Consider the following 26,122-nt stretch of genomic DNA (forward strand, 5'->3'; position numbering starts at 1 on the left):
GTCCGCGCCTTCCTACGCTCACCAGCAGCACGACAGGACGTGACAAGCGGTGGGACACGGCGGCAGGGGGAGGCCTTCGATGAGCTGGATCCGGGCGCGGAGGAGAGCGAGACCGGCGGCGCGGCACGGGGTGGCGCTGACCGCGCTGGCGCTGCTCGTCGGCGGCTGCGGGGTGCTGAGCACCAAGGAGGACCGCAACCGGGCCGAGGAGCTCGCCGAGCAGGTCTACCCGGGCGAGCTGCGGGTGGTGGGCGCGCGCACCCTCTTCCCCGCCGACTCCGGCTCCGAGATCACCTTCGCGCTGCGGGACGACCCCGAGGCCTTCGTACGGCTGCGGGTGGACGCGGAGCGGGACCGCTGCGAGGGCGGCACCCCCTGCGCCCGGGCACTGCGCGAGGCGCGGGCCAGGGGAGAGGCCGCGGCGGCCGATTGGCGGTTGCTGCGCGGGGAGTTGGAGCACTGCGGCTACGAGGTGCACGCGGTGCGGGTCACCCGGGACGCGGTGGCCGAGCCGTGGATCTCGGCCCCGCTCACCGACCGGAACCTCACCGAGGTCCTCGACCGCGTCGGCGGCTGCCTGGAGCGCTACTCCCGCGCCCTGCCGCCCGGGGCGCGCACCGGCCGTACCGCGGTGAACGTCAACATCGCGGCGCCGGAGGCGGTGCGGTCGCTGCCCCGCGGCAAGCAGGGCGACCCCGTACTGCTGCGGAAATCGGCACCGGAGCTGCTCGCCGCGCTCGCCTCGGGCCCGACCCACGCGGTCTCCTACGCCTGGCACGCGGGCGCCGTGCTCCCCCGCTCCGGCACCCCGCGCCTGGTGCTGCCCTTCGAGGAGCGCCAGGAGTTCGTCCGCGCGGTGCACGCCTCCACCGCCCGGTGGCTGCGGCGCACCCACCCACAGGCGCAGGTGGTGGAGGCCTACAGCGGCGTCTGGACCCTGCTGCCGGGACGCCTCGACCGGCAGCGCGGCTACGTCCTGTACTGCGAGGGCCCCGCGTCGCACCCGGGCCACCGGAGCACCGGCGGCACCCGCTCGCCCCGGGCCGACCGCTGCCTCGGCAACCACGCCGTGGCCGTCACGGTGGACCTCCGGGGCCGCCTCCTGGACGAGCCGCGCGTGGAACGCGACGTCCGCGAGGGCCGCGGGCCGCTGAACCTCCCGCCACTGGACAGCTGAGGACCGCGAGCGCAGGGACGACCGAAGCCGCAAGCGTCGGACGGACCGGACCGGCCGGACCGGACGCACGCGACAGACCCGCCGCACGACCGACACCGCGGGCGAGAAGACCCCCCACGGAACAGTCCCCCCAAGGCCCCCGCACCTCCCCCGGCTCCTCCCCACGGCCCCCTCCTCGGCCGTCCGCCCCCTAGGGGATGTCACAGCTGGGCCGCAAAGAACCCCCGCTTTCCCCGGGCGGGTCCCCGGCCCGCCCCCAGAGCAGGTACGTTCATTGACGTGGCTGTATTCAGGACCGGACGTGGCCGGGACAACCGGGCCCCGCACTCGCGACCGCAGAACCCCCCGCAGCAGCCGTACGGACAGCAGGCGCCAGGCGGCGCCCCGTACGGCGGGCCGCCCATGTCGCCGTACCCGCAGGCCCAGCCGCCCTACGGCCAGCAGCAGCACGGTCACGGACAGCAGCCGGGCTACGGTCAGCAGCCCCCGTACGGCGGCCCCGCCCAGGGCGGTCACGCGGCCCGGCAGCAGTGGCCGGACCCGGGCGGCCACGGGGAACCGGAGTACTTCGGCGCGGGCCACCCGCAGGGCGCCCCCGATCCGTACGCCGCGAACAACCCCGGCCACACCCAGGCCTTCGCCTTCGGCGAGGACCCGTACTCGCAGGGCGACACCTACCGGGCCGGGCAGATGGCCGCGCCCCCGGTGGGCCCCCGGCTGCACTGGAAGGAGCTCCTGCCGGGCATCGTGCTGCGCCCGGCCAGCACCTTCCTGACCATGCGGGACTACTCGGTCTGGTTCCCCGCGCTGATCGTGACCTTCGTCTACGGGCTGCTCGCGCTGTTCGGCTTCGACGGCCCCCGCGAGGACGCGATCAACGCGACGATCTCCACGGCGGTCCCGTCCGTGATCATCACGGGCATCGCCTTCATGATCGGCCTGTTCATGCTCGGGGTGGTCACCCACACCCTGGCCCGGCAGTTCGGCGGCGACGGCGCCTGGCAGCCGACGGTCGGCCTGAGCATGCTGATCAGCTCGCTCACCGACGCGCCCCGGCTCCTGGTCGCGATGTTCTTCGGCGGCGACGCCGGCTTCGTCCAGCTGCTCGGCTGGGCCACCTGGCTCGGCGCGGGCGCCCTGCTGACCGTGATGGTGAGCAAATCGCACGACCTGCCCTGGCCCAGGGCGCTCGGCGCCAGTGCGATCCAGCTGATCGCCCTGCTCTCGCTGATCAAGCTCGGCACCTTCTGACACCCCGCCGACCTCGGCGGACGCCCGCCGATCCGGCGCCCGCCGCCGAGGCACGGCACTCCCGAAGGCTCCCGGTACCCCTCCACAGGTACCGGGAGCCTTCCGGCATGCGGGGGCCGTTGTTGCGAACGCGCCCTTGACCGCCGTCTGTTGGGCGCGAACGATGAGCGCCGGGCGCCCACCCCCGCACCGCCGGGCGCCCGACCCCCCACCTGTCGCACCAGAAACCAGGAGAAGACGATGCGACTGCAGCACATACGCGGGCGGCGGACCACCGCCGTGGCCGCGCTCCTCACCATGGCCCTGGCGGTCCCCATCGCCGCCCAGGCCACCGAGGACAGCGGCCCCCACGACTCCGCGGCGGCGAAGGCGGCCGCCGAGATCCCCCGCCAGTACCGGGTCACCGGACCGGACTCGGTCGCCGAGCGGGACCGCCTGGCGCGCCTCGGCGTCTCGCTCGACGAGGTCGCGAAGAAGTCCGTGGTGATCACCGCCGACTCCGCGCAGCTGAAGAAGGTCCGCGCGCTCGGCTGGCAGACGAAGTCCCTCGGCGGACCGCCCGCGCGCGACAGCTCCGGCAAGAAGGTCAGGCCGGGGGTCGCGGACTTCCCCTCGGACGACTCCGGCTACCACACCTACGACGAGGCGCTGAAGGCGATCGACGAGGCGGTGGCCGCCCACCCCGACATCCTCAGCAAGCAGGTCATCGGCAAGTCCCACGAGGGCCGCGACCTGCTCGCCGTGAAGATCAGCGACAACGTCAAGGACGACGAGGACGAGCCGGAGGTGCTGTTCACCCACCACCAGCACGCCCGCGAGCACCTCACCGTCGAGATGGCGCTGTACCTGATCGACGAGTTCGGCGGCAAGTACGGCAGCGACGAGGCGATCAAGAAGGCCGTCGACGGCCGCGAGATCTGGATCGTGCCGGACCTGAACCCGGACGGCGGCGAGTACGACATCACCGGCGGCGAGTACCAGATGTGGCGCAAGAACCGGCAGCCCAACGAGGGCTCCCAGGAGATCGGCACCGACCAGAACCGCAACTGGGACTTCAAGTGGGGCTGCTGCGGCGGCTCCAGCGAGGACCCGGGCGCCGAGGACTACCGGGGCGCCGCCCCCGAGTCGGCCCCCGAGGTGAAGGTCGTCTCCGACTTCGTCCGCAGCCGGGTGGTCGGCGGCAAGCAGCAGATCACCGCCGCCATCGACTTCCACACGTACGGCGAACTGGTCATGTGGCCCTGGGGCTGGACCCAGGACGAGGTCACCGACGGCATGACCCAGGACGACATCGACACCTTCAAGGCCATCGGCAAGGACATGGCCGCCAGCAACGACTACACCCCGCAGCAGGACAGCGCCCTCTACACCACCGACGGCGCGATCGACGACTACCTCTGGGGCGACCAGAAGATCTTCGCCTACACCTACGAGATGTACCCGGGCGACAGCGGCTCGGACGGCTTCTACCCGCCCGACGAGGTCATCGAGAAGGAGACCGCCCGCAACCGCGAGTCGGTCCTGAAGCTCCTCGACAACGCCGACTGCATGTACAAGGCGATCGGCAAGGAGGACCAGTACTGCAAGTAGCACCCGGCACGCGGCCGGCCCAGCGCTGAACAGCCCTGGAACAGCCTTGCGGCGCCCCGGACTCGATGACCGTCCGGGGCGCCTCGTCATCTCCCGCCACCCGGCGGGAGCGGGGCTCTCACCGCGCCGAGCCGGTCAGCGGGTAGTGGTCCGAGAGATTCGTGTACGTGTACTCGGTCCCCCAGCTGGAGACGGTCCACGGCGCCGACTCCTCCTTCACCACCTCGTTGTTCCACCCGGCGGGCCGGGCGTTCCCCTCCCGGAAGAGGATGTAGTCCAGGTCCTCGCGCGGGTCGTCCGGATAGCGCTCGCGGGCGATCGAGTTGTCCTGGGTGTCGAAGGAGTACGGGTGCCCGGTGCGCGAATCCGCGCCCACGAGACCCGCGTCGGCGAGCATCGAGCCGTACTCGGCGCTGCGCGAGTCCACGTTCAAGTCCCCGGCGAGCAGCACCTGTTCGTCCGCCGGGATCTTCTTGGCGTCCAGGAAGGCGTCGATCTCCCGGAACTGCGCGCCGCGCACCCGCGCCGCCTCGCCGTCCCCGCAGCCGGGGTCGGTGGACTGGGTGTGGGTGCCGACGACGTGCACCCGGCTGCCGTCCACGTCCAACACGGCATAGGCGAAGCCCTTGTTGGACAGCCCGTCCGCACCGCAGGCCTCGTCGAACACGTACTGCTCCTTGCGCAGCACCGGCCACTTGCTGAGGATCGTCACCCCGCCGTCCTCCGGCGCCAGCGCCGAGTAGTCCCCGCCGGTAGCGTCCCACCCGTCCTTGCTGCGGCCGACCACCGGCGTCCGGTGCGGATACCGGTCGGCGGCATACCCCTGCAGCGCCTCGGAGGAGGAGTTGTCGAAGGCCTCCTGGAGCACCACGACATCCCGCCCTTGGAAGAAGGGCGCCTCGGCTATCGCCTTCGCGCGGTGGTCCTGACCCCAGTTGGGGTAGAGCAGCTTGCTCATCAGGAAGACGTTGTACGTGAGGACATCCAGCCGGGGCGGCTCGGCGGAGGCGGCGACCGGGGCGGGCCGGGCCTGCGCGGCGGGCACGGCCGGGACGGCGTGCGGGGCAGGCGCGGCCTGCGCGGCGGGAACGGCGGCGAGCAGCACGGCGGCGCACGCCGAACCGAGGGCGGCGCCCCGGAGGCGGCGCGGGGAAAGGTGCGGCACAAGAACTCCTGGCTCGGGGGGTGGGAGTCACGCAGCCGCCATCCAAGCAAAGGCGAACCTTCTTCAGGTACCCCTGCGACGGCACGGAGGTGACGGGCGGAGGGCACCGTGATGAAGCGAGGCGCTCACCCCCACCCGGGCCCAGGAACCCGCCCCACCCCGCCCCTCAGGAGTCGAGGACCTGCCCGTCCCGGCGCACCACCGGGGGCAGCACGCTCCACGGAAAGTTGATCCACTCCTCGGTGCGCTTCCACACGTACTCGCACTTCACCAGCGAGTGCGCCTTCTCGTAGATGACGGCGCTGCGCACCTCGGCGACGGTGTCCAGGCAGAAGTCGCGGACGAGCTTGAGGGTCTTGCCGGTGTCGGCGACGTCGTCGGCGATCAGCACCTTCTTGTCGGTGAAGTCGATCGCGTTGGGAACGGGCGCGAGCATGACCGGCATGTCGAGCGTGGTGCCGACCCCGGTGTAGAACTCCACGTTCACCAGATGCAGGTTCTTGCAGTCCAGCGCGTAGGCGAGCCCGCCCGCCACGAAGACGCCCCCGCGCGCGATGGACAGCACTATGTCGGGCTCGTACCCGTCGTCGGCCACGGTCTGCGCCAGCTCGCGCACCGCCTCGCCGAACCGCTCGTACGTCAGGTTCTCGCGCTGCCCGGATCCGCTCGCCATGGTGAGTCCGCCCTCAGACCTGGGTCCGGTGGAAGTTCAGATAGGAGCGCGAGGCGGTGGGCCCGCGCTGCCCCTGGTAGCGGGAGCCGTAGCGCTCGGAACCGTAGGGGAACTCGGCGGGCGAGCTGAGCTTGAACATGCACAGCTGGCCGATCTTCATCCCCGGCCACAACTTGATCGGCAGGGTCGCGAGATTGGACAGCTCCAGGGTGACGTGCCCGGAGAACCCCGGGTCGATGAACCCGGCGGTCGAGTGCGTCACCAGGCCGAGCCGCCCCAGCGAGCTCTTGCCCTCCAGGCGGGAGGCGAGATCCTCGGGGAGCGTGATCTCCTCGTAGGTGGAGGCGAGCACGAACTCACCGGGGTGCAGGATGAAGGCGTCGTCCCCCTCCGGCTCCACCATCCGCGTCAGGTCGACCTGCTCCGCGGAGGGGTCGATATGCGGATAGCGGTGGTTCTCGAACACCCGGAAGTAGCGGTCGAGCCGCACATCGATGCTCGACGGCTGCACCATCGACTCCTCGAACGGGTCGATGCGCACCCGTCCGGCGTCGATCTCGGCCCGGAGATCCTTGTCAGAGAGAAGCACGCCCCGAGGATACGCAGTGCCCGGCGTCCGCCCACAACACGGGAGGGGGGCCGGTGGGCGGGTGCGGACTGCGGGGCAGCTCATCCGCCGACCGCGGCTGCCCCTCTCCCGAGCCCGGTCTCGGCGCGCCCCAGCCGGGGCCCGCGGGCAACTGGCGCCCGCGCGGCCCCGGTTGGCCTCAGCGCTCGTCCCCCGCGGATCCCGCCGGAGCGGACCGCGCGGGAGCGGACCCCACCGGCACGGCATGCCGCAGCCGGGCACACTGCGGGCAGCGGATCAGCCGGGCAGGGCCGAGGCGCCCGGCCTGCTGCATCGGGAACGAAGTGGTACTGAACACGTGCCCCTCGGCACAGCGGACGACGGTGCGCTCCATCAAGTCCTTGGTTTCCCTTCCCCAGAGCCGCGAACTGACTTCAGGAAAGCCACATTACGGGATCAAAGGGACGCCCTTCCAGGCGCCTCCCCACCCCCGGAACCACACTCCCCCGACTCCCCAACTCCCCCACCGGCTCCCCCGAAACCACCCGCCACCGTACGCCCCGGCCCCCACCACCCGCACTCACGACACCCGGGGCGGCCCCACCCGGAACAAGCCCGGGAACAACCCCGGCGACAAGCCCGGCAAACAAGAGAGAGACCCCACGGCTCGAACGCCGGGGGCCTGGGATGAGGTAGAGTACGAACGGCTCGCCAGTCGATCTTCGGCGAGCTACGCGGGTGTAGTTTAATGGTAGAACATCAGCTTCCCAAGCTGAGAGCGCGAGTTCGATTCTCGTCACCCGCTCCACCGTAAAGCCTCAGGCCAGCAGCCTGGGGCTTATTTGTTGTCTAGTCCAATTCGGGAGCGGCGTGCCCTCCGCGTGCCCCAAGGCACAGCGAGCAGCCTTCGCCAGGGAGCCCCAGGCGCCACCGGAGACCGGTCGACATCCAATAGTCTCAAATGGCGATACGCATTTTCTGTGACCTGCGTCACCACTTGATAGAGTGATGCGAAGTCGCCTGTGCAAAGGGTGAGTTCACCACGGCCCTGTCGAGACCCGGTCAGCGGACGATGGACAACTGCGGTCGACCGGCCAGGCCGCCGGAATTTCGCCCCTTTCCTTCTTGCGCGGTGACGACCAATCCGAAAATGAGGTCGTTCAGGTCCTCGGATCGAAGGTGCAGTTCGCGGGCCACGTCGGCAAACCGCGTGCCCTCACCGCGAAGGGTCGCGAAAACCTTGCCCAACACTTGGGAGGTTTCGCGGGGCACTCCGCTGCGTGGCTCCGACTTGCGGTAGCCGAGGCGGCTCAGCTCGACGCAGTGGGTGCGGTACTGCCACTCCGTGGTGAGGCCCAGCTCGTGCAGACGGTGCGCGAGTGCCATGGCCGCGACCTTCCACCGGCGCTTGGCCTGAAGGATCCAGTTCGTGTCCGCACCCCGAACAGCGTGCGCGAGGACGTCCGCACGAGGCATCAACAGCGCGGCCGCGAATCTATGCGCTTCGGCCTCGGCTCGGGGACCGTGCGGCATCTGCTCCTCGCCGTGCAGGACCAGGTGACCGAGTTCGTGAGCGGCGTCAAAGCGTCCGCGCTCCGCGGTCTTCTCGGTACTCAGCAGAACAAAGGGGATCCCTCGGTCCCAGAAAGAGAACGCATCGACCTCCGCGCAGTCGCGGGAAAGTGAGTAGACCCGGACGCCGTGCGCCTCCAAGAGGTGCACCACGTTCGCGATGGGCGCATTCCCGAGCCCCCACCGTGCACGCACAAGAGAGGCAGCTTCTTCCGCCGCGCAATCGGTGCCGGCGCTCTCTCCCGGGTGGGGGATTTGGTCCTCGTCCAGGCCCAGACGGCTGAAGGACGTCAGCGACGGGATGTCCGGAACCGGCAGGCGGAACCGTGCGCCGATCCAGTCCTGCAGGCCACGGGCGAGTCGCCCGGAGCTGAGCGCGATGTCCCGCTGGGAGGCCGTCATCTTGCTCAAGGCACGGAAACTGACCGAGCCGACCGTCAGCTCTGCGACCTCGTCGGCCGTGAAGAACGAGGAGGGGAATTCCAACGCCGTCGCAAGCGCCTCCATCGACGAAGGGCTGGGAGCGGCCCGCCCGTTCTCGAAGTCGGACAGCCTGCGTGGTGTCAGGCCGGCCATCTGGGCGAGTCGGGTGACGGTCAGCCCTCGACGCTTGCGTGCCAGGACCAGCCGAGATGCAGTTGTCATAGGAAGAGCCAAGTGGGGGAGTTCGCGGGCGGGTTGGTCAGGACAAGCGCTCGATCGGGATGTCGATGCCGCCCTGGTCGTCGCCATCGTCGACGAACGGAGTGAAGCCCTCGAAGTCGATCCAGGGGAGGATGATCCGCTCGTACCAGCTGCTGATCTTGCCACGCTTGCTGGGGTCGTTCGGATATGAGAGCTCCGCGTGCAGGCGGGTGCCCTGGTCGGTTTTCGAGTGGTGGTAGAGCAGGAACCAGGTCCGGATGCCGTCTCCCGTGTCGTGCTGTTCTGGCTCTGCATCGGTCTCGCCGAACAGCAGCAACTGGCGGTTGGCCTCCACGCGTTTCAGAACCGCGTTGCCCTTCGGGTATCGAGTGGAGGGCGTGAGCGCGGCATATCCGGTCTCAGGACTGCCGCTTGAGGCCGTGATCGCGAAGTCGCCGGTAGGCGCGACGAGCAGCGGGACGTTGCTCGGGCTGGCGCTGGTCCACCCGGCCTTCAGGTACGACTCCCGCAAGAAGCGGATCGTGCGACCCCAGAAGATGTTGCCGGGCAGAGACACCGGGTCGAGAGGCGTACAGAAGTTGCGCTCCGCTTCGGCACGGCGCAAGGCGTCCTCGATGCGCTCGACCGACAGCCCCAGATCGGCGAGCCGATCACGGACCTGAAGAGCTTCCGCATGCACGACAGTCATGTCCGGCCTCTCGACGCACCCAGCTCAACTTCCGGAAATCCTCCCTCAGATGAGGTGGGAAATCAAGAAGCGAAGCTGCTCAGCGCAGTCACCACAGAGGACTCCAACTGAGGACGCCGGCACGGCCGCGTCCATTAGCTCGACGGAGGCCGGAACCGGTGGCTCCACCGGATCCGGCACGTGCGCGGTCGGCCCTCACGCCCTGTGTGCACTCCGAGGCGCGCCACCTCTACCGAGCTGGGCGCTCACCTCAGCGTCGATCCCCTGCGCCAACTTCCGCTGGTGCCTCACTGTCGAGTGCTGATAGATCAGCTGCGCCCGCTCCGAGGACTGGCCGGCGCGGACCATGAGGTCCTTGAGCTTGGCGCCGGTGTCGGCGGCGAGGGTGTTGCCGGTGTGACGGAGGTCGTAGAAGCGGAAGTTGTCCGGCATGCCGACCTTCGCTCGGGCTTTGCGCCACTTGCGGCCGAAGGTCGAGCGGCGAAAGGGGGCGCCTTTTTCGCCGACGAAGAGCAGGCCGTCCGGCCCCTTCTCCGCGAACCAGCGCAGGTGTCGGCGCAGTTCCGGGAGAAGGAAGTCGGGCAGGTAGACGGTGCGCTTGCCCGCTCGTGTCTTGGGGTCGCCGGTGACCCGCTTGCCATTGGTGAGCTCCGGGGACGCGAGCGTGATCCGCAGCGAGCACTCGTCGAGGTCGACGCTGTGGCGGCGCAGTTCGGCCAGTTCCTCCGGGCGGAGGGAGGCGAAGGCGCCGAGCAGGACCATCAGGCGCCAGCGGGGGCCCATGGCGTCCGCGAGGTCGAAGACCTGGGCGATGGTGGCGGTGGGCCGTTCGTCGGCCTCCTCTTTGCCCGCACCCTTGATCCGGCAGGGATTGGTCCGCAGGAGTTCGTCGTCGACCGCCGTCTGAAGGATCGCCTTCAGGAGCCGGTACGACTTGGCGACGGTGGTGGCGCCGGTGGCCCTGAGCCGGTCGGCTCGCCAGGTGCGGACCGCGGGTGGCGTGATCGCGTCGAGGTCCTTGCCGCCGAAGGTCGGCAGGATGTGGAGCCGAAGAAGGCCGTCGTAGCGGTCGAGCGTGGTCGGGGCCAGGCCTCGTTCTGCCGTCCAACGGCGGGCGTACTCCTCGAAGTTCACTGCTCCGGCGTCGGGGTCGCGCCAGTGGTCGCGCTCGATGTCGGCGCGGGTGAGGTTGAGCCACTCCTGGGCTTCGGACTTGGTCTCGAACGTCTCCGGCGCGGTGTAACGCTGTCCATCGGGGCCGATGTAGCGGGCCTGCCACCGACCGGACGGAAGCTTGCGGGTCGAGCCGAACTCACGCCGCCGCTGAGGCTTGCGCCCTGCCATCAAGCCGCCTTTCCGTAGCGGCGGCGGACACGGCGAACCGGTTCGACGGTGCGCGCCTCGACGTACTCGGCGACCGCGCTCTCGGGGATACGGACCGGGCGACCGAGCTTGACGTAGCGGATGCGGCGTTCGGCGATCAGGCGGCGGACGAAGCGATCACCCGTGCCGAGAAGTTCGCCGGCCTCGGCGACGGTGAGGAGGCGGTCAGCCATGGGCGGTCGCCTCCTTCGCGCGGCGCTGGGAGTCGTTGAGGACAGGAGGTATTGCGAGGTCGTGCAAGAGCGGTGGGTCCTTTGTTCGGCAAGGCGGTTCGGGGACAGGCAGCGGTGCGAGGCGGGCGGTCCTCTAGGCGCCGTGGCCCTCTTGGAGGAGTGCCATCGGAGACACCTGCAGAGCTCGGGCGAGGGCGACGAGGTCGTCGATGTCGCAGCGGCGCTGGGCGCGTTCGATGCGGGACAGCATCGTGTTCGACATCGGACGGCCGAGGGCAGTGACGCGAGCGGCGAGCTCGCGCTGGGCGAGACCGCGTTCGGCGCGGAGGATTTCGATAGCACGAGCGGTTCGCATTCCGGCCGTACCTATTTCCAGGGGTCGTGTTGCCATGGCTCCCATTGGTAACTCGCATTCGCCGGTTTGGGTAACCGGCGATCGTCGGTTATGTTGCGCCCGGTTGCGCGAAGGAAATCGCTGCTGGGCGAGGTTTCGGGGCGTCCGGCGGGTGATGGCCGAGACCGCCGCAGAGGAACTCTGAAGTGCGGTGTTGTGTTGTAGCTTGCGCGCCGGAGGCGGTCAACAGCCTTCCCGTGTGATCTGTCTGGCTCGGCCTCGACGGCAGCCATTTCGGCAACAGGAAATCCGGCATTACCCTTTTGCGAGCGCCTCGGAGTACGTGTTCGCCGTCAGCTGTCTGGTTTCTCGGCGGAATGCTGGACTTCTGCGGCGCCGGTGTGGCTGTCTTGGCCGGACGAAGCCGCCAGCCTCCTGCACCGTGCCCGTGGAATTCGGGCCGAGGCTGAGCCGTACCGCCTCCTGCGCGCTGCCCCACGAGGGCACGCACTCCTGCCCGACCTCACCTCGGAGCCGCCACCCCATGAGTTTCGACGCCCGCGAATGGGTGTGGGACCACAGCAAGAGCAAGGGCACCGCCCGCATGGTGCTCGCCCTGATCGCCGACCGGTGCGTCGACGGGCGCTGCATCGCCTACGCCTCCGTGCCCACCCTCATGAAGCGCGCCAACGCCTCCCGTACCGCCGTGCGCGAGGCCCTGGCCAAGCTGGCCGCCAGCGGCGAGCTGGTGTGCCTCACCCACCGCAAGGGCCCCCGCGGGGAGACCTACTACCAACTCCCGGAAGCCGCCCGGTTCCTCGCCCGGCAGACCACCGAGGGGGATCGGCATCCGGCCCCTCAGGGGGATCCGAATCCGACCCTGGAGGGGACGGAATCCGACCCTGCGGACCCCTTCGAGGCGGAGCCGGAATCCGACCCGGGGGAACGGATCCCGACCCCGGGAGGGGACGGATTCCGGCCCATCGGAGGTACGGATTCCGACCCCCAGAACGGTAGAGAACCAAAGGTGAACGGTAAGAGCAGCAGCTCTGCCCCGCTCATCACCGCCGAGCAGTGGGAGATCGACGGCGGTGCTCGGGCCTGGCTCCAGCACGAAGGCCACCTCGACCGCCTCGGCGAACCGGCCCTGAGTTCGGCCCACGAGAAGTGGCGCGCCTACCGAGCCGCCTATCCGCCGCGCACCGCTGGGGCCTGGGCCGCCGACTGGCGCAGCTGGATCGCCCGCGAACACACCCCCGCCCCCGGCCGCCCGAACCTCTACGCCGTACCCGGCGAGAGCACCGCAGCCTCGTCGCCGCCCTCCCGCATGACGCGGTCCGAGGCACACATGGCCGCCCTGCTCGCCGCCCTCGACGAACCGACCGGAACGGAGTGACCCGCCCGTGGACCGACGCGAAGTCGCCGCCGCCCTCGCCTACCTCGGCCGACTCGACCCCCGCACCATCCGCACCGACACGGGCCGGGCCCGCGAGCAGATCGCGCAGTGGCAGGAACTCCTCGCCGAGGTGCCCTTCACCACCGACCACGGCTGGGACGTCCGCGAAGCGATACGGGCGCACGTCCTCGAATCGCCCTACCCGATGCTTCCCGTGGATCTTGCCCGCGGATGGCGGGCCTGTCGCCGCGACCGTCTGGCCCGGCACACCGACCCCACGCCGTTCGCCGACCCGGACGATCCGACCGCCTGGCAAGCCGAGTTGCTCCGATCTCGTAGCGCCGTCGCCACCGGGGCAGCAGCCCCCTCTTCACAGCGGCAGCTCCCCAGCGGCGCCCGGACCCGTGACATCAAGGAGCGCCTGCGCGAGACCGGCTCATGCATCCCGCCCGCGGTCCGCGCCGAGCTGGACCGCTATCGGCGTGGTCGCGCTGTGGGGGAGGCCACCGCCGCCAGGGAGACCCCTGCGCATTCGGTACCCGAGGACCGCCGACCGGTCCCGTCCCGGCGAGGGGACACAGCACGATCGGGGACCGAACCTCGAAGGCCGATGATGCCGGCGACCGCCACCAGCTCGGTGGGGACCGTGCCGTAGGGGACGGTCCTGTCCGGGACCGTGGGAGCGCCGTCCGAGGACCGGTCCTCACGGAAATGCAGCTCAAAGGGCTGATCTGATCGGTCCCCAGAGCTCCCTCGCGGGACGAGGACACGGCAACCTTTCCAGTCAGGACCGAGCGCGCGGGAGGAGAGGGCCGGGACGGTCCCCCTGACGGTGTGTCACGGGGACCGTCCCCACTCTCCATGCCTGTATCCAACTGACCGAGGACCGTGCGGGCTGCGCGCTGTCACAGCTCGCCCTCGCACCACCTTCGCCTTCGGCGCTCGACCCGACACCTCTGTCCGAAGGGCCAGCCCGCGAGTCGCTGTCCCGGTTCGCGCTGGCCAGGCCGCTTCAACACTCCCCCAGCGGTCGACACCCCCCTTGCGGCCCAACCACCCATCCCGAACCCCCCCGGAGAGCCACACGTGCACGACCGACGTGCTGACCACCCCACCACCCACCAGGAGGAAGCAAGGACGCCGACCTCAGCCGGAGCAAGTTGGAGGTTCGGACACTCCCCCGCGGAGGGAGCGTCCGAACCGGGCCCCGCCCCAGGGGTGGCAGGGCTCGACCGGCGCCAGGGGGCGCCGGTCGGGAAGGCTGCGACCGAGGGCGGATCGCAGCACGGGCAGAGCGGCCGAACAGCCGGAAGGACACGGTCCCGCCCGCGTGACCGGAAGCAGCGTCCTGCCCACAGCGTCCGTCTGAACGAGCACGAGCTCGCTCTTGTCCGGCAAGGCGCCGACCGTGTCGGTATGAGCGTGGCCGCCTTCCTGGCCTACTCCGCCCTGGCCGCCGCCCGCGACCAGACCCGCACCGCGGAGGCGATCGCCACCGACCGCGATGTCCTGACCGCGCTGTTCGGCGTACGCCGCCAACTCGGCTGGGCCGGAAGCAACGTCAACCAGGTGGCCAGAGCCCTCAACGCCGGAGCCGACGTGCCGCACTTCGCCGAGGTACTGGGAGACCTGCGACGCGCGGCTCACGCCGTCCAGCAGGCGGCCGACCGCGTCGCCGACCGGCGGCAGGACGGCGCGGCGTGATCCCCAGGATCCACAAGCAGGGCGGCCGCACTCTCGGGCTCCTGCACTACCTCTACGGCAAGGGCACCCACGAGGAACACGTCGACCCGCACCTGGTCGCCTCCTTCGACGGCATGGCCCCCGATCCCGGACGCGATCCTGTGACGACGAAGCGGGACCTGCAGCAGCTCCTCGACCAGCCCCTCCATCTGCTCGCCGCAGACCAGCGGCCCGAGAAGCACGTATGGCACTGCTCCGTGCGCGCCTCCCCCGACGACCCGGTCCTGAGCGACGAGCAGTGGGCCGACATCGCCCGCCGTATCGTCGCGGCAACCGGCATCGACCCCGGCGACGGGGCAGGCTGCCGCTGGGCCGCTGTCCGTCACGCCGACGACCACATCCACGTGATCGCCACCCTCGTACGCGAAGACGGCCGCCGCCCCGCTCACCACCGCTCCGGCCGGCGTGCCCAGACCGAAGCCCGCCAGATCGAAGCCGACTACGGCCTCCACCGCGTCGCCCCGGGCGACGGCACCGCTGCCCGGCGCGCCACCAGCGCCGAGCGGCACAAGGCCGAACGCCAGGACAGAAGCCGTCCCGCACGCGAGGAGCTGCGCGAGACCGCCCGCCGCGCACTGGCCGGTGCCACCTCCACCGAGGAGTTCCTCGACCGCCTCAAGAACGCCGGGCTCCTGGTACGGACCAGGATGCTGCCCTCCGGTGACCTGAAGGGCTACAAACTCGCACTGCCCGACGACCGCAACGGCGACGACGAACCGGTCTACTACGCCGGATCCACCCTCGCCCCCGACCTCTCCCTCCCCCGCGTCCAGGAACGCTTCACCACCGACTCCGCGCCACCGAAGAGTTCCGCCGACGAACAGCCCGTTGACCGCATCCCGGAATCAGCACCCGCCACAGCACGGCGCACCGCCACCCACGCGGCGTGGACGGCCCTGCTCGTCCTCGACCACGGCACCGACGAAGGTGCAGCCGCCGCGCAGATCGCAGCCACCGGCGAGGTCCTCGATGCCCTCGCCAAGACCTCCGCGCTTCACACCCGCGACGAACTCCGCCAGGCGGCTCGGGAGTTCGAGCGGGCCTCGCGCTCCCACACCCGAGCCGAATACCGCCACGCCCAGGACCTGCGCCGAGCGGCACGCGACCTCGTCCACAGCGGGCCCGCACTCGGCCGGAGCGAGGACGGGGCCGGCACCGCGATGGCCCTGGACATGCTCTTCTTCCTCGCCGTCGCCGCGGCCCACTGGCACGCGGGGCGTCAGCACGCCCAGCAGGCCAAGGCAGCCCGCCAGGCAGCCGACCACCTGCGGGCCGCCTACCGCCAGGCCGCCGTCGAACCCCTCACGGCACTACGAGAACGCGGCCGCCGCATCACCCCAAGGCAGCGGCGCCGGCACGCCACCCTCGTACGCGACGCCCTGCCCGACCTCGCCGAGACCATTCTGGCCGAGCCCGGTTGGGACGCACTGGCCACCACCCTCACCGATGCCGCGCAGACCGGCCACGGTCTGCGGGCCCTGCTCATCGAGGCCGCTACGCACCGGGAACTGGACACCGCCGACTCGGTCAGCGACGTCCTGGTCTGGCGGCTACGCCGGTCCACCGGCCTGCGCGCTTTCGCCCCGGCCCCGGAACCCGCCCGGGCTGCTGACCCCGCGTACCGCAGGCCATCACACCTCTCCGTGCCCACGGCAACTCGCCTACCCAGCCGCTGACCTGGTGAGAACCCGACCCAGTGCCCGGGGCCGGTCACACGGACCAACTGTGCTCGGGGGTGTCGAGCCAGGCGAACTGCCCGCGCAGGGTGACGGTGAGCCCGAAGCGCTCGTGCGCGGGTTGGCCGTTCATGGTCCACCAGGTGCAGGCGGCTTCGACCTCGTCCCACATGCGGCGACGGCCGGACTGCCAGACCTGGGTGGGTTGTTGGTCCTTGAAGAGGGCGCAGGCCCAGGAGCGGTCGGTGAGGCTGTACAGCCACACCGGTTGCCGCCCGTTCTCCGATTCCGCCAAGACGCGCACGCAGCGCGGCACGCGCAGCCCGAGCGTGAACTGCAAGGCGCTGAACGAGCCGCCGAGGAACTGCTGCTGGGTCAAGTGGCTCGTGCGTTCCTCGCGCTCGGCGTCGGCGGTGACGTAGTCCCGATGGCGGACGCGCGGCTGGCGCTGCTCGCGCAGTTTCATGAACTCCACCGGGCCGGTGAACTTCCCCTCGGCGCTGCCACCACCTGCACTCACCACGAGTTTCACCACCGCGTCCCCATGACCCCAGTGCGTTCCCCAGGGGGCGAGGATGACGCCGCGGGGTGTGCACTGCTCGATCCAGGCGGCGGGGATCTCGCGTACCGCGCAGGTGGCGATGATCCGGTCGTACGGTGCGTGGTCCAGGTAGCCGAGGGCGCCGTCCGTGCACACCACCCGCACCGGGTACCCGGCTCGGTGCAGCGCGGTGTGCGCGGTCTCGGTGACGGCGGCGTCGACTTCCAGGGTGGTGATGTTCCGGGCGCCGAGGCGGTGGGCGAGCAGGGCCGCGTTCCAGCCCGTCCCGGTCCCGATCTCCAGCACCTGGTCCCCTGCTCGGACGCCGAGGGAGCCGAGCATGGCGAAGACGACGCTGGGCATGGAGGCCGAGGACGTCGGCAGCGTTCCGGGCTCGCTTCCCGTGTGCTCGCCGTCGTCCCACTGGGTGACGATCGGGACGTCCGAGTCGGCGTAGTCCTGCCAGCGCTCAGGATCGACAGCGCGCGACACCGCGACGCTCGTCCCTCGTTCCATGTCGAAGGGCCACATGGTCTCGGGCAGGAACAAGCTCCGGGGCACGGCGGCGAAGGAAGGCGCCCAGTCCGAGGTGAGGACGCCCGCACTCATGAGGGCACGCCCCAGCCCGGTGTGGCTGGGGCGCGCCTGGCTGTGGGGGGCCAACTCAGCAGTCCCTCTCGTACGGGGAGTCCTTCTTGGGCGGCATGGGAACGCCGGGCCCGCCGTCCGGGCTCGGAGGCGGAGGCGCGGGCCAGGGCTCGCCGGGGAGCGGGTCGCCGCCTCCACCGTGCTGCACGGGGCCGGGATGCGTCCACGTCATGGTGCTGATCCTTCCGGTAAGTCGCCTACTGGGTACGGGTGTTGTGGTTGGGGGCCGGGGTCGGTGGTGTCGGGTCGGGCTTGGGCTTCTTGCCGCCGCCCGGCTCGCCGTAGGCGGATTCGGTCGTGCGCATCGCACTCCTTGTGCCCCGCTAAGGGCTGTTGGTGATGGGAGGGGCGGCTGCCCGGTGGGGTGGGCAGCGGCCCCGGGGCCCACTCCCGGGCCGCCCGGGCAGCTGCCCGGACAGGGTGGTCAAGCCCGGGAGCGGGAGTCAGAGCCTCACCTCGTGCCCGCGCCCTGGGCGTTCTCGTCGCCGAACGGGGCCAGCTTGCGAAGGAGTTCGGCCCACTCACGGGCGGTGGCAAGATTGATCGTGCCGAGGCTGAGCAGATAGTCCTGGCGACGGCAGTGGGAGCAGGGCTCGCGGATCTCGATGTCGTCCAGCGCGATGCCCAACTCGTCCAGCGCGTTGACCAGTTCCTGCCCGGCCGCGGCGGCTTCCTTCCGCCCGTCCGGATCCCAGAACTCCAGATCGACCATCGGCTCCTTCGGGCTCGGGACGTAGTGGGGGACGTAGTAATCCATGGATCCTCTTCAGGGCATCGGGTCGATATACGTACGGGTGTGGCGGTATTCCCGCCTGTGCCACTCGGGGACTTGGCCGGTCGTGGGGTCCATACCGTGCTTGTTGATCTGATGCCGGTCGCCATAGGTGAGGAGCGCGAGCCACGTGACCCAGTCGCCCTCGGACCAGTAGCGCTCGGCAACACTGAGGACGGACTCGCAGCGGACGCAACCGGGGACCGGATCGAAGACACCGATCTCGTCCGCGATGCTGGGCTCATCGGGGTTACCTGGAGGCGGCGGCCTCCAGCGCTTCGTCATGGGACCTCCTTGAGGGCGCGGACATAGGGACGGACGAGCGGCACCTCCTCATGGCGAAGGGACTCGCGAAGACCGGGAAGGCAGAGCGTTTCGGCATCGGCGGGTCTGACCGTCACGGTCGCTGCGCTGAGCGCGGTCCGATGGCGGCCCGAAGCCGGCAGTACCAGGGCGATGAGACCCAGCAGGAGTCGGCGCGTGGTCACTGCACCGTCGCCCAGACTTCCTTGCCCCCGGGCAGTTGCTTGGTGCCCCAGTCCTTCGCCAGCGCCGACACGAGGATGAGGCCCCTGCCACCCTCAACGGATTCGCTGGGGCTGCGCAGTACGGGCGATACGGGCGACGAATCCGAGACCGAGACGCAGACCGTGCGGGGCTTCACACGCTCGACCACGACTCGGATGTCGTTGCCCTGTGCGTGCTGAACGGCGTTGGCGACCAGCTCGGTTACCACGACGGCACAGCTCTCTGAAAGGTTCTTCAAGTCCCAGGCAGCCGTGGCGACACGCACCAGGCTCCTCGCGACCATGGCGCTCTCGGATACCCGTGCCAGCGTTTCGCTGTAGCCGGGGTGCCCGATCGAACGAGTTGCGATGCTCATCACTTCTCCCGACCGACTTGGTGGTGGGGCTCATCGTGGAGAGTGAAATCGCGCAACTCGATACCACGGTGGAATAGCACCGTCATATGGTCCTTGCATGGCGAAGCAGGGATTGTGGGCAGACGGACGGTTGCGCGCTGCATACGCAGCCCAGGACTGGCCTCTCGTCTTCCGCCGGTATAGAGCGTTATCCGGGTTGTCGCAGAACAGGCTCGGGCGACTGGTGGGCCTGACCCAGGCGTATGTGTCGCGCATCGAGTCTGGTCGGCCGCCTCAGGCGGCCGACGTCATCGCACGCATCGTGGAGGGCCTGGAAGTGCCAGAAGAGTTGGGCGGCTCGCAGAGTGCCGCCAAGCGGGACGACTGGGCTCCGGCCGCTGAGCTGCGTGAGCGGATGGCACATGCTTCGCGCACCGGACGTGCTGACATGGGTACTGCCGACTGGATCAGCACGGTGCTTGCTCAGTACCGCCGAGCTGAAGACGATGTTCGGGGACCTGCGCTCTGGCCCGTGGTCCGCGCGCAACTGGACACGGTGACGGAGCTATTGCCGAAGGCCACGGCGAATCAAGCTGATCGCCTTCTCCTCCTGGCCGCCGAACACGCTCACTGGCTTTCGTGGGTTGCGTGGCAGGAAGGTCGCCGCGGGCCCGCCCTTGCCTGGCTCGACTTGGCCGCCGGCTGCGCAACTGACGGTGGCCACGTCGACATGGCGTCATGGGTAGGGCGAGTTCGCGCCTACTACACGCTGGAGCACGGTGACCCTCTCCGCTCCTTGCGCACGGCCGATGCAGCTCGCTTCTCTTCAGCACCGTTGTCACCCGCGGCTGCGGCGGCAGCGGCCTATCAAACGGGCTTGGCGGCTGCCGCTGTCTCGGAGCGAGACCGGGCCCGGAGGCTTGCCGACGAGGCGCGCGAGTTCGCCGAGCAGGTTCCCGATGAAGCAGACCGGCCGGACTGGCTGTACTGGTTGACTCCGGCGCGTGCGGACCTCCAGGTGGCCGACATTGCCTTCGCGTGCCGGGACTGGGCAGCGGCAGCCGAGGGGTTTCGTCAGGCACTCCCCGGCCTGGTTGGCTACCCTCGTGATCATGCCTACTACCAGGCACGTATGGAGGACGCTCGGCGGCGAATCTAGTCCGGTTCCTCTCGGTGGATTCGCAAGACAGTGCCCTCACGCCCGTCCCCGAAGTGCCTACGGACAGCCAGGCTCACGAGGCCCAGCGTGGGGCCGTTGTGAACGACCCCTCCGTCGGGATCTACCCGGGTTTCGAAGTGGCGAGCGGGAATCTCCAGCCGCAGACGCTCCTTCGGCAGTTCCTTGCCGTCGTCCGGATCCTCGGGCCAGAAGGGCACTACTGTCACCCAGAGCGGGATTCGGGGCTCCCCGTCCAGGGGGTCTCCCTCGAATGGCTCCTCCGGGAGGTGCGCCGAGGTCAGAGTCCCCTCTCCGTCACTCACCTTGCGCACAAACGCGTGCGCGGCTTCGATACCTTCACCGACGATGTCGTCGAGGTCCGTCTCAACTGACCGTGGGCGATCCCGAGTTCCGAGGTAATACTCCAATACCCAGCGCGCCATGGCTCCCCTTGGTGGCAAGCTGCCTTTGCAGGTTGGACTTCGAGGTCGTGCTCAGCGTACTGGTGGGACGCTACCTCGCTTGCGAGCAGAGCCCCCACGAGCCGAGCATCGAGCTGGCGCAGATCGTGCTTGGCGCTGAGGTGTGCAAGAAGGCGACGGCCTCGAATACACCCCGGCAGCGCATCAGCCTTTCGGGCCCATCGCCACGGACGGCGACTCGCCGAACCCGTCTCGCCAGGCGAGTGCGACGTACACGAGTCCGACCAGGACGGGCACTTCGATGAGCGGGCCGACGACGCCGGACAGGGCTTGTCCGGAGGTGACACCGAAGGTGGCGATGGCGACCGCGATGGCCAGTTCGAAGTTGTTGCCCGCGGCAGTGAAGGCGAGAGTGCTCGTGCGGTCGTAGGCGAGGCCGAGGCTCTTTCCGAGCAGGAAGGTCCCGAAGAACATGACGGCGAAGTAGGCGAGCAGAGGCAGCGCGATCCGGACGACGTCCAGAGGCTGCGAGGTGATGGTCCTTCCTTGCAGAGCGAAGAGGACGACGATGGTGAACAGCAGTCCGTACAGCGCCCAGGGACCGATGCGTGGCAGGAACTTCGCCTCGTAGGACTCCCGGCCCGTCCTCTTCTCACCGAAGCGGCGGGTGAGGAAGCCGGCGAGGAGGGGGATGCCGAGGAAGACGACGACGTTGAGGGCGATGTGCCAGACGGGCACGTCCAGGCCCTGCCCGTCGCCGAGTCCGAGCCAACGTGGCAGCAGGTCGAGGTAGAGCCAGCCGAGGAAGCCGAACGCGACGACCTGGAAGAGGGAGTTGAGCGCGACGAGGACGGCTGCGGCTTCCCGGTCGCCGCAGGCGAGGTCGTTCCAGATGATGACCATGGCGATGCATCGGGCGAGGCCGACGATGATCAGACCGGTGCGGTACTCCGGCAGGTCGGGAAGGAAGATCCAGGCGAGCGCGAACATCACCGCCGGGCCGATGATCCAGTTGATGACCAGCGAGGACACCATCAGCCTCTTGTCCCCGGTGACGGTGTCGAGCCTGTCGTAGCGGACCTTGGCGAGTACCGGGTACATCATGATCAGCAGGCCGAGGGCGATGGGCACGGAGATCCCGCCGATCTCCATCTTCGCGAGCGCGTCGTCCATGCCCGGGACCAGGCGGCCGAGACCGAGGCCGACAGCCATGGCGATCAGGATCCACACGGCGAGGAAGCGATCGAGAGTGGAGAGCTTCTCGACGACCGAGGCCTCCTCGGTGCCTGCCTCCGCGGTGGTGCGCCCGTCGGCGGATTCGGTGGTGGTCACGGGCAGGCCCTCTTGTTCTCCGCGGCGATACGCGCCGAGGTGGCAAGCGCGGCGAAGTGCTCGGAGAGGTCGGCGAGGGCCTCGGTGCGCAGCTTGTAGTAGGTGTAGCGGCCGCAGGGCTCGGTCTCCACGACCCCGGCCTCGCGCAGGATCTTCATGTGGTTCGAGAGGTTGGTCTGCTTGGCTCCGGTCTCCTCGACCAGGTGGGTCGTGCAGAGCGTTTCGCGTGCGAGAAGGGTGACGATCTGCAGGCGGAGGGGGTCGGCCAGCGCCCGGATCACATCAGGATCGGCTGAAGTCAGCATGCACTGATACTCTCACATCAGTTCGCACTGACATCAGTGAGGGCTGAATCCAGTGGCGGCCACACCCCCGCACGCCTGCCGCGCAACAGAGAGAACGATCGCCATGGCCGAACCCTCCGGCACACCCTCCGTCCTGTTCGTCTGCGTCCACAACGCCGGTCGTTCCCAGATGGCCGCCGCCTGGCTGACCCATCTGGCCGGCGACCGCGTCGAGGTCCGCTCCGCCGGCTCAGCCCCCGGTGACGCGGTCAATCCGGCCGCCGTGGCGGCGATGGCGGAGGTCGGCATCGACATCTCCGCGAAGGCCCCGAAGCTGCTCACGGTCGACGCGGTCAGGGAGTCGGACGTGTGCGTCACGATGGGATGCGGCGACGCCTGCCCGGTCTTCCCCGGCAAGCGCTACCTGGACTGGCGGCTGGAAGACCCGGCAGGCCGGGATGTGGAAGCCATCCGTCCGATCAGGGATGAGATCAAGGCCTTGGTCGAGCAGCTCATCGAGGAAATCGCACCGAAGGCGATCGAATGAGAGGAAGCAAAGGGCCCATCGGCACGGGCTCGGCCGAGGCCGCCCGCGCCCGTGGTGAACTGCCGCCCGATCAAGCCGCCTTGGGCGCCGTCCCGGGGGTGAGCAGTCGACCCATGGCCGCCAGGATCGAGGGCTCGACGCGGTAGTACACCCAGGTCCCCCGACGCTCGGACAGCAGCAGGCCCGCCTCCTTGAGCTTCTTCAGATGGTGGGAAACCGTCGGCTGCGAGACCCCGACATCGGCGATGTCGCAGACACAGGCCTCACTGTCCGGATGTGAGGCCACTTTCGAGAACAGGCGGAGCCGGACCGGGTCTCCGAGCGCCTTGAACATGGCCGCCGTCAGCTCGGCCTCCTCTGCCGTCAGCTCGCGTTCGGTCAGAGCCGGGCAGCACGGCTCGGCCGGGAGGGCGGCCACCTTCTCCTGAAGCTTCGACATGTGTCTATGTTGACACCGGTTACCCCGGATGCCAAGATCGCATAATTCGATGACTGTCTAATCAAGCGCTGGGGGAACGTTTCATGGCCATATCCACCGGAGGCCCGCAGCTGCGCACCGCGGTGGTGACGGGGGCGAGCGGCGGCATCGGAGCCGCCACCGCCCGCGAACTCGCACGGGCGGGCTTCGCCGTTGTCCTCACGGCACGCCGGGCAGAGCGACTGGAGTCCGTGGCCAAGGAGATCCGGGCCGAGGGCGGCACCGCCCATCCGTACGCGCTCGACGTCACCGATCCCGAGGCCGTCACCGCGTTCGCCGAACGGCTGGAGCGCTGCGAGGTGCTGGTCAACATCGCCGGCGGTGCGTTCGGGGTCGAGGAGATCGCTCAGGCCGATCCGGGTGACTGGCGGCACATGTACGAAGTCAACGTGCTCGGTACGCTGCAGGTGACACAGGCCCTGATGCCGAAACTCGTGGCCAGCGGGGACGGCACGGTGGTGGTGCTCTCCTCGACGGCGTCCTTCACCTGTTACGAGGGCGGCGGCGGATACAGTGCGGCCAAGCACGGCGCGCACGTACTGGCCGAGACCCTGCGCCTGGAGGCGTGCGGGCAGCCCCTGCGGGTCGTCGAGATCGCACCGGGCATGGTGCACACCGAGGAGTTCTCCCTCAACCGCTACCGCGGCGACACGAGCAGGGCCGACGCGGTCTATGCGGGAGTACCCGGGCCGCTGGTGGCCCAGGACGTGGCGGATGCCGTGGCCTGGGCGGTGAGCCGCCCCTCGCACGTGAACATCGATCTGCTGGTGATGCGGCCCAGGGCGCAAGCGGCACAGCACAAGGTGCACCGCACCACCTGACGCCGGAGCGATGACAGCGCGGTTGCCTCTCCAGAGCGGGAGAGGCGACCGCGCTTTCGCCGCTCAGCAGCCGGTGGCACCCGGCGCGTCGAACATCTCGGCTGCGTATGCGGCCAGTTGCAGGGCGGCCGTGTGGTCGACGCCGAGTTCGGTGGCGGCGGCCAGCACGGCCTCCGAGGCACTGGAGGAGGTGCCCAGATGCTTGGCAGTGGCGTGGAGCAACTGCTCGTGCTCCTCCTTGGTCAGGCCCAGGCGCAGCGCGATCGCCTCACCTCCCGCCGTCGCGGAGCACACCCCGGTCTCGGGCAGCTGGAGTTCGACCGACTGGGCGGCCTCGATGTCGCCGGCCAGGGCGGCGGCGATGGAGCGGACCTGTTCGTAGCCGGTGAGCATGAGGAAGGTCGGCGCACGGCCGTAGCTCTTCATGCCGACGGCGTAGTAACCCGGTTCGGGGTGCGCCAGTTCGCGGTAGCCATGCGGGGTGACGGTGCCGCAGGAGTGCTGGTTGGGGTCGATGAGCGGGGCGAGGGCACGGGGCGCGGACATGATCGGGTCCAGCTCCAGGCGCAGCTCCTCGGCGATGCCGTAGTCGGGCCGGAAACCGGTGGCCGCGACGATCCGGTCGGCGGTGAGGGTCTGCTCGGTGCCGTCCGGCCCACGGGAGGTGAGTTCGACCTGATCGCGGCCCGGCTCGTCTCCCAGACGGCGGATGGCGTGCGTACGGAAGTTGGCGGCGAGGGTGACGCGACCGGTTTCCACGAGCATCTTCAGCCCGGAGCCGATGGCGCCACGAGCGGGCAGTTCGTCGTCGCTGCCGCCTCCGAAGGAAGCGGCCGGGTCGGCGCCGCGGATGGCCCAGGTGATGGTGGTGCCCGGTGCGGTGTCGGCCAACTCGGCCAGGGCGAGCAGCGTATTGGCCGCCGAGTGACCGGCTCCGACGACGACGGTGTGACGACCGGCGTGCTGATCGCGGTCGGCACCGAAGACGTCGGGCAGGCCGTGGTTGATCCAGGCGCCAGCATCCTGCTCGCCATGGGCGGGCAGACCGTTGGCCCCGACGTGGTTGGGCCGGCGCCAGGTGCCGGAGGCGTCGATCACGGCACTGGCGAGCACTTCCTCGCCGTCGCCCAGGCGCAGGACGAACGGGGCCTCGTCCCGGCCGACGGTGCGCAGGCGGTCGACGCCGAGGCGGCTGATGGCGGTGACGGCGGCGCCGTAGCGGATGTGGGGCGCCAGTGCGGGCAGTTCGGCCAGCGGCTGCAGGTACTGCTTCAGGAGCTCTCCGCCGGTGGGCAGCGAGGATGCCTCGGGCTCCTCCCAGCCGGCTGCGGCGAGCAGTCGGCGTGCGGCGGGGTCGGTGTTGAACTCCCAGGGACTGAAGAGCTGGATGTGGGACCAGCCCTGCACGGCCGCCGCGGCTTCGTCGCCGGCTTCCACGACGACGAAGGGGACGCCGCGCTCGGCCAGGTGCGCCGCTGCTGCCAGTCCGACGGGGCCGGCTCCGATCACGGCGACGGGAAGACGATCAAGGCTGAGGTCGACCACGGTGGGGTGTCCTTTCACGAAAGGCGAGGTGGCAGTCAGGCGTCGCGCACGGGGTCGGACGAAGAGGCCACGAGATCCTCGCCACCGCCCTCCTGCATGCACTGCTCTCCGCGCTGCTCCACCCGCAGCCGTAACTCGGCGATCGCGGCACAGCAGGGGCTGGCTTGCTCGGCGCCGGAGAGGTCAGCGGAATCGCTCATCAGGATCGGCTCCTGTCGCAACGCACAGGCGATGACGTGGAGATCATCACGGTCGCCTATATAGATAAATAACGAATCAGGATCCAGCGTCGCCCCTCGCTCCATGAATGTCAACCTGAAGCCCCCGCCCCACAGAATGTGACGAGCGTCACTCTGCGCCGCGTTGCGCGCACGCCCCGCACCGGGTCAATCTCGATACATGTCGAAACAACGGGGGTAGCGGCAAAGGGGCATTCGCCCATCGCCGCAACGACATCGGGGAACGGCGGCTGTGCCGACAGCCGCATCCGGCTGTGACGGTCGAAGTGCGCTCGCCACGCAGTGACCGCTCCACCACGAAGGCCGGATCCTTCCCGCACTACTTCCGTCATGTCCCGGTGTGTGCGCCCGCCACCGGACCGGACACGCTGCCGGTCCGCCGCGCCCACACCGGTGCCCTTCCGTGCTGCTTCACCAGTGAACGGCTTCGCCATGCCC

General features: G+C 69.7%; 29 protein-coding genes and 1 tRNA gene. 12 read left to right on the plus strand and 18 right to left on the minus strand.

The genetic code is table 11. The features are described 5' to 3' along the window. Positions 1-79 precede the first annotated feature (79 nt). The 3 genes from MID12_RS13840 to MID12_RS13850 all read left to right on the plus strand — a co-directional run bounded on the left by MID12_RS13840 (position 80) and on the right by MID12_RS13850 (position 4,018). Positions 80-1,177, plus strand: coding sequence for an SCO7460 family lipoprotein (locus tag MID12_RS13840; RefSeq protein WP_263167396.1), 1,098 nt, complete (start codon positions 80-82; stop codon positions 1,175-1,177). Between the two features lie 279 nt (positions 1,178-1,456). Beyond that, complete coding sequence (locus MID12_RS13845; RefSeq protein ID WP_263167399.1) at positions 1,457-2,428, plus strand: Yip1 family protein; 972 nt, start codon at positions 1,457-1,459, stop codon at positions 2,426-2,428. A gap of 240 nt (positions 2,429-2,668) precedes the next feature. Then, positions 2,669-4,018 (plus strand): M14 family metallopeptidase, encoded by a 1,350-nt coding sequence (locus MID12_RS13850; RefSeq protein ID WP_040250474.1) that lies wholly within the window; start codon positions 2,669-2,671, stop codon positions 4,016-4,018. Between the two features lie 118 nt (positions 4,019-4,136). Here MID12_RS13850 and sph read toward each other — a convergent pair whose 3' ends face one another. From sph to MID12_RS13870, 4 genes are all read right to left on the minus strand, one after another. Then, positions 4,137-5,183, minus strand: a complete 1,047-nt coding sequence (sph, locus tag MID12_RS13855; protein ID WP_040250477.1) for a sphingomyelin phosphodiesterase — start codon at positions 5,181-5,183, stop codon at positions 4,137-4,139. Between the two features lie 166 nt (positions 5,184-5,349). Beyond that, positions 5,350-5,856, minus strand: a complete 507-nt coding sequence (locus MID12_RS13860; RefSeq protein WP_040250480.1) for a phosphoribosyltransferase — start codon at positions 5,854-5,856, stop codon at positions 5,350-5,352. Positions 5,857-5,869: 13 nt separating this feature from the next. Beyond that, the gene (gene dcd / locus MID12_RS13865; protein ID WP_040250483.1) at positions 5,870-6,445 is read right to left on the minus strand and encodes a dCTP deaminase; all 576 of its coding nucleotides are present in this window, start codon (positions 6,443-6,445) and stop codon (positions 5,870-5,872) included. 178 nt (positions 6,446-6,623) lie between these two features. Further along, positions 6,624-6,818, minus strand: coding sequence for a hypothetical protein (locus tag MID12_RS13870; protein WP_040250486.1), 195 nt, complete (start codon positions 6,816-6,818; stop codon positions 6,624-6,626). A gap of 340 nt (positions 6,819-7,158) precedes the next feature. Between MID12_RS13870 and MID12_RS13875 the strand changes: the two genes are divergently transcribed. Next, positions 7,159-7,232, plus strand: a tRNA-Gly gene (locus MID12_RS13875). 254 nt (positions 7,233-7,486) lie between these two features. Here the strand turns inward: MID12_RS13875 and MID12_RS13880 are convergent. The 5 genes from MID12_RS13880 to MID12_RS13900 all read right to left on the minus strand — a co-directional run bounded on the left by MID12_RS13880 (position 7,487) and on the right by MID12_RS13900 (position 11,276). Next, a complete protein-coding gene (locus tag MID12_RS13880) occupies positions 7,487-8,641 on the minus strand; it encodes a helix-turn-helix domain-containing protein (protein WP_263167409.1) in 1,155 nt (384 codons plus the stop codon). A 37-nt stretch (positions 8,642-8,678) separates the two neighbouring features. Further along, positions 8,679-9,329: a hypothetical protein gene (locus tag MID12_RS13885; RefSeq protein WP_263167410.1), complete on the minus strand. Its 651-nt coding sequence runs from the start codon at positions 9,327-9,329 to the stop codon at positions 8,679-8,681. Between the two features lie 195 nt (positions 9,330-9,524). Then, complete coding sequence (locus MID12_RS13890; protein ID WP_263167414.1) at positions 9,525-10,673, minus strand: tyrosine-type recombinase/integrase; 1,149 nt, start codon at positions 10,671-10,673, stop codon at positions 9,525-9,527. After that, positions 10,673-10,885: an excisionase family DNA-binding protein gene (locus MID12_RS13895; RefSeq protein ID WP_263167415.1), complete on the minus strand. Its 213-nt coding sequence runs from the start codon at positions 10,883-10,885 to the stop codon at positions 10,673-10,675. Before MID12_RS13895 ends, MID12_RS13890 begins: the two co-directional genes overlap by 1 nt. A 133-nt stretch (positions 10,886-11,018) precedes the next feature. After that, positions 11,019-11,276, minus strand: coding sequence for a helix-turn-helix domain-containing protein (locus tag MID12_RS13900; protein ID WP_040257110.1), 258 nt, complete (start codon positions 11,274-11,276; stop codon positions 11,019-11,021). Positions 11,277-11,763: 487 nt separating this feature from the next. Between MID12_RS13900 and MID12_RS13905 the strand changes: the two genes are divergently transcribed. From MID12_RS13905 to MID12_RS13920, 4 genes are all read left to right on the plus strand, one after another. Then, positions 11,764-12,615, plus strand: a complete 852-nt coding sequence (locus tag MID12_RS13905) for a helix-turn-helix domain-containing protein (RefSeq protein ID WP_263167418.1) — start codon at positions 11,764-11,766, stop codon at positions 12,613-12,615. Positions 12,616-12,622: 7 nt separating this feature from the next. Beyond that, the gene (locus MID12_RS13910) at positions 12,623-13,270 is read left to right on the plus strand and encodes a hypothetical protein (RefSeq protein WP_263167421.1); all 648 of its coding nucleotides are present in this window, start codon (positions 12,623-12,625) and stop codon (positions 13,268-13,270) included. Between the two features lie 761 nt (positions 13,271-14,031). Further along, positions 14,032-14,319, plus strand: coding sequence for a plasmid mobilization relaxosome protein MobC (locus tag MID12_RS13915; RefSeq protein ID WP_263167423.1), 288 nt, complete (start codon positions 14,032-14,034; stop codon positions 14,317-14,319). Next, entirely contained in the window at positions 14,316-16,034 is a 1,719-nt protein-coding gene (locus MID12_RS13920; RefSeq protein ID WP_263167425.1) for a relaxase/mobilization nuclease domain-containing protein, read from the plus strand. The genes MID12_RS13915 and MID12_RS13920 overlap by 4 nt, the downstream gene beginning before the upstream one ends. Positions 16,035-16,068: 34 nt before the next feature. Here MID12_RS13920 and MID12_RS13925 read toward each other — a convergent pair whose 3' ends face one another. The 4 genes from MID12_RS13925 to MID12_RS13940 form a co-directional block, all read right to left on the minus strand. Next, positions 16,069-17,184 carry a methyltransferase domain-containing protein gene (locus tag MID12_RS13925; RefSeq protein WP_263167427.1) on the minus strand — a complete coding sequence of 372 codons (1,116 nt, stop codon included), beginning with the start codon at positions 17,182-17,184 and terminating at the stop codon, positions 16,069-16,071. Positions 17,185-17,674: 490 nt separating this feature from the next. Continuing rightward, a complete protein-coding gene (locus MID12_RS13930; RefSeq protein ID WP_168538329.1) occupies positions 17,675-17,980 on the minus strand; it encodes a hypothetical protein in 306 nt (101 codons plus the stop codon). A 9-nt stretch (positions 17,981-17,989) separates the two neighbouring features. Then, positions 17,990-18,280: a hypothetical protein gene (locus MID12_RS13935; protein ID WP_168538331.1), complete on the minus strand. Its 291-nt coding sequence runs from the start codon at positions 18,278-18,280 to the stop codon at positions 17,990-17,992. 199 nt (positions 18,281-18,479) lie between these two features. After that, positions 18,480-18,878 carry an ATP-binding protein gene (locus MID12_RS13940; RefSeq protein WP_040250511.1) on the minus strand — a complete coding sequence of 133 codons (399 nt, stop codon included), beginning with the start codon at positions 18,876-18,878 and terminating at the stop codon, positions 18,480-18,482. Positions 18,879-18,975: 97 nt separating this feature from the next. On the opposite strand from MID12_RS13940, the gene MID12_RS13945 reads away from it, so the two are divergent. Both MID12_RS13945 and MID12_RS13950 read left to right on the plus strand, forming a co-directional pair. After that, positions 18,976-20,016 (plus strand): helix-turn-helix domain-containing protein, encoded by a 1,041-nt coding sequence (locus MID12_RS13945; RefSeq protein ID WP_263167434.1) that lies wholly within the window; start codon positions 18,976-18,978, stop codon positions 20,014-20,016. Between the two features lie 98 nt (positions 20,017-20,114). Then, positions 20,115-20,408 carry a hypothetical protein gene (locus tag MID12_RS13950; protein ID WP_263167437.1) on the plus strand — a complete coding sequence of 98 codons (294 nt, stop codon included), beginning with the start codon at positions 20,115-20,117 and terminating at the stop codon, positions 20,406-20,408. A 234-nt stretch (positions 20,409-20,642) separates the two neighbouring features. On the opposite strand, the gene arsB is transcribed toward MID12_RS13950, so the two are convergent. Beyond that, complete coding sequence (gene arsB, locus MID12_RS13955) at positions 20,643-21,770, minus strand: ACR3 family arsenite efflux transporter (protein WP_263167438.1); 1,128 nt, start codon at positions 21,768-21,770, stop codon at positions 20,643-20,645. Further along, complete coding sequence (locus MID12_RS13960) at positions 21,767-22,075, minus strand: ArsR/SmtB family transcription factor (RefSeq protein ID WP_040250521.1); 309 nt, start codon at positions 22,073-22,075, stop codon at positions 21,767-21,769. Before MID12_RS13960 ends, arsB begins: the two co-directional genes overlap by 4 nt. 103 nt (positions 22,076-22,178) lie before the next feature. On the opposite strand from MID12_RS13960, the gene MID12_RS13965 reads away from it, so the two are divergent. After that, positions 22,179-22,601: an arsenate reductase ArsC gene (locus tag MID12_RS13965; protein WP_263167440.1), complete on the plus strand. Its 423-nt coding sequence runs from the start codon at positions 22,179-22,181 to the stop codon at positions 22,599-22,601. 70 nt (positions 22,602-22,671) lie between these two features. Here the strand turns inward: MID12_RS13965 and MID12_RS13970 are convergent, their stop codons facing one another. Beyond that, the gene (locus MID12_RS13970; protein ID WP_040250525.1) at positions 22,672-23,040 is read right to left on the minus strand and encodes an ArsR/SmtB family transcription factor; all 369 of its coding nucleotides are present in this window, start codon (positions 23,038-23,040) and stop codon (positions 22,672-22,674) included. 83 nt (positions 23,041-23,123) lie between these two features. Here MID12_RS13970 and MID12_RS13975 point away from each other — a divergent pair, with 83 nt between their 5' ends. Then, positions 23,124-23,900 carry an SDR family NAD(P)-dependent oxidoreductase gene (locus MID12_RS13975; protein WP_263167443.1) on the plus strand — a complete coding sequence of 259 codons (777 nt, stop codon included), beginning with the start codon at positions 23,124-23,126 and terminating at the stop codon, positions 23,898-23,900. Between the two features lie 63 nt (positions 23,901-23,963). On the opposite strand, the gene MID12_RS13980 is transcribed toward MID12_RS13975, so the two are convergent. Then, the gene (locus MID12_RS13980) at positions 23,964-25,445 is read right to left on the minus strand and encodes an NAD(P)-binding domain-containing protein (RefSeq protein WP_263167445.1); all 1,482 of its coding nucleotides are present in this window, start codon (positions 25,443-25,445) and stop codon (positions 23,964-23,966) included. A 35-nt stretch (positions 25,446-25,480) separates the two neighbouring features. After that, complete coding sequence (locus MID12_RS13985; protein ID WP_263167447.1) at positions 25,481-25,645, minus strand: hypothetical protein; 165 nt, start codon at positions 25,643-25,645, stop codon at positions 25,481-25,483. Between the last annotated feature and the right edge of the window lie 477 nt (positions 25,646-26,122).

The sequence above is a fragment of the Streptomyces sp. SCSIO ZS0520 genome (assembly GCF_025643355.1).
GTDB lineage: Bacteria > Actinomycetota > Actinomycetes > Streptomycetales > Streptomycetaceae > Streptomyces > Streptomyces physcomitrii.

Coding starts and splice junctions, on each gene's coding strand:
- MID12_RS13840 (WP_263167396.1), top strand. CDS start 80: ATGAGCTGGATCCGGGCGCGGAGGAGAGCGAGACCGGCGGCGCGGCAC.
- MID12_RS13850 (WP_040250474.1), top strand. CDS start 2,669: ATGCGACTGCAGCACATACGCGGGCGGCGGACCACCGCCGTGGCCGCG.
- MID12_RS13860 (WP_040250480.1), bottom strand. CDS start 5,856: ATGGCGAGCGGATCCGGGCAGCGCGAGAACCTGACGTACGAGCGGTTC.
- MID12_RS13870 (WP_040250486.1), bottom strand. CDS start 6,818: ATGGAGCGCACCGTCGTCCGCTGTGCCGAGGGGCACGTGTTCAGTACC.
- MID12_RS13880 (WP_263167409.1), bottom strand. CDS start 8,641: ATGACAACTGCATCTCGGCTGGTCCTGGCACGCAAGCGTCGAGGGCTG.
- MID12_RS13885 (WP_263167410.1), bottom strand. CDS start 9,329: ATGACTGTCGTGCATGCGGAAGCTCTTCAGGTCCGTGATCGGCTCGCC.
- MID12_RS13890 (WP_263167414.1), bottom strand. CDS start 10,673: ATGGCAGGGCGCAAGCCTCAGCGGCGGCGTGAGTTCGGCTCGACCCGC.
- MID12_RS13895 (WP_263167415.1), bottom strand. CDS start 10,885: ATGGCTGACCGCCTCCTCACCGTCGCCGAGGCCGGCGAACTTCTCGGC.
- MID12_RS13900 (WP_040257110.1), bottom strand. CDS start 11,276: ATGGCAACACGACCCCTGGAAATAGGTACGGCCGGAATGCGAACCGCT.
- MID12_RS13905 (WP_263167418.1), top strand. CDS start 11,764: ATGAGTTTCGACGCCCGCGAATGGGTGTGGGACCACAGCAAGAGCAAG.
- MID12_RS13915 (WP_263167423.1), top strand. CDS start 14,032: ATGAGCGTGGCCGCCTTCCTGGCCTACTCCGCCCTGGCCGCCGCCCGC.
- MID12_RS13925 (WP_263167427.1), bottom strand. CDS start 17,184: ATGAGTGCGGGCGTCCTCACCTCGGACTGGGCGCCTTCCTTCGCCGCC.
- MID12_RS13930 (WP_168538329.1), bottom strand. CDS start 17,980: ATGGATTACTACGTCCCCCACTACGTCCCGAGCCCGAAGGAGCCGATG.
- MID12_RS13935 (WP_168538331.1), bottom strand. CDS start 18,280: ATGACGAAGCGCTGGAGGCCGCCGCCTCCAGGTAACCCCGATGAGCCC.
- MID12_RS13940 (WP_040250511.1), bottom strand. CDS start 18,878: ATGAGCATCGCAACTCGTTCGATCGGGCACCCCGGCTACAGCGAAACG.
- MID12_RS13945 (WP_263167434.1), top strand. CDS start 18,976: ATGGCGAAGCAGGGATTGTGGGCAGACGGACGGTTGCGCGCTGCATAC.
- MID12_RS13960 (WP_040250521.1), bottom strand. CDS start 22,075: ATGCTGACTTCAGCCGATCCTGATGTGATCCGGGCGCTGGCCGACCCC.
- MID12_RS13965 (WP_263167440.1), top strand. CDS start 22,179: ATGGCCGAACCCTCCGGCACACCCTCCGTCCTGTTCGTCTGCGTCCAC.
- MID12_RS13970 (WP_040250525.1), bottom strand. CDS start 23,040: ATGTCGAAGCTTCAGGAGAAGGTGGCCGCCCTCCCGGCCGAGCCGTGC.
- MID12_RS13975 (WP_263167443.1), top strand. CDS start 23,124: ATGGCCATATCCACCGGAGGCCCGCAGCTGCGCACCGCGGTGGTGACG.
- MID12_RS13985 (WP_263167447.1), bottom strand. CDS start 25,645: ATGAGCGATTCCGCTGACCTCTCCGGCGCCGAGCAAGCCAGCCCCTGC.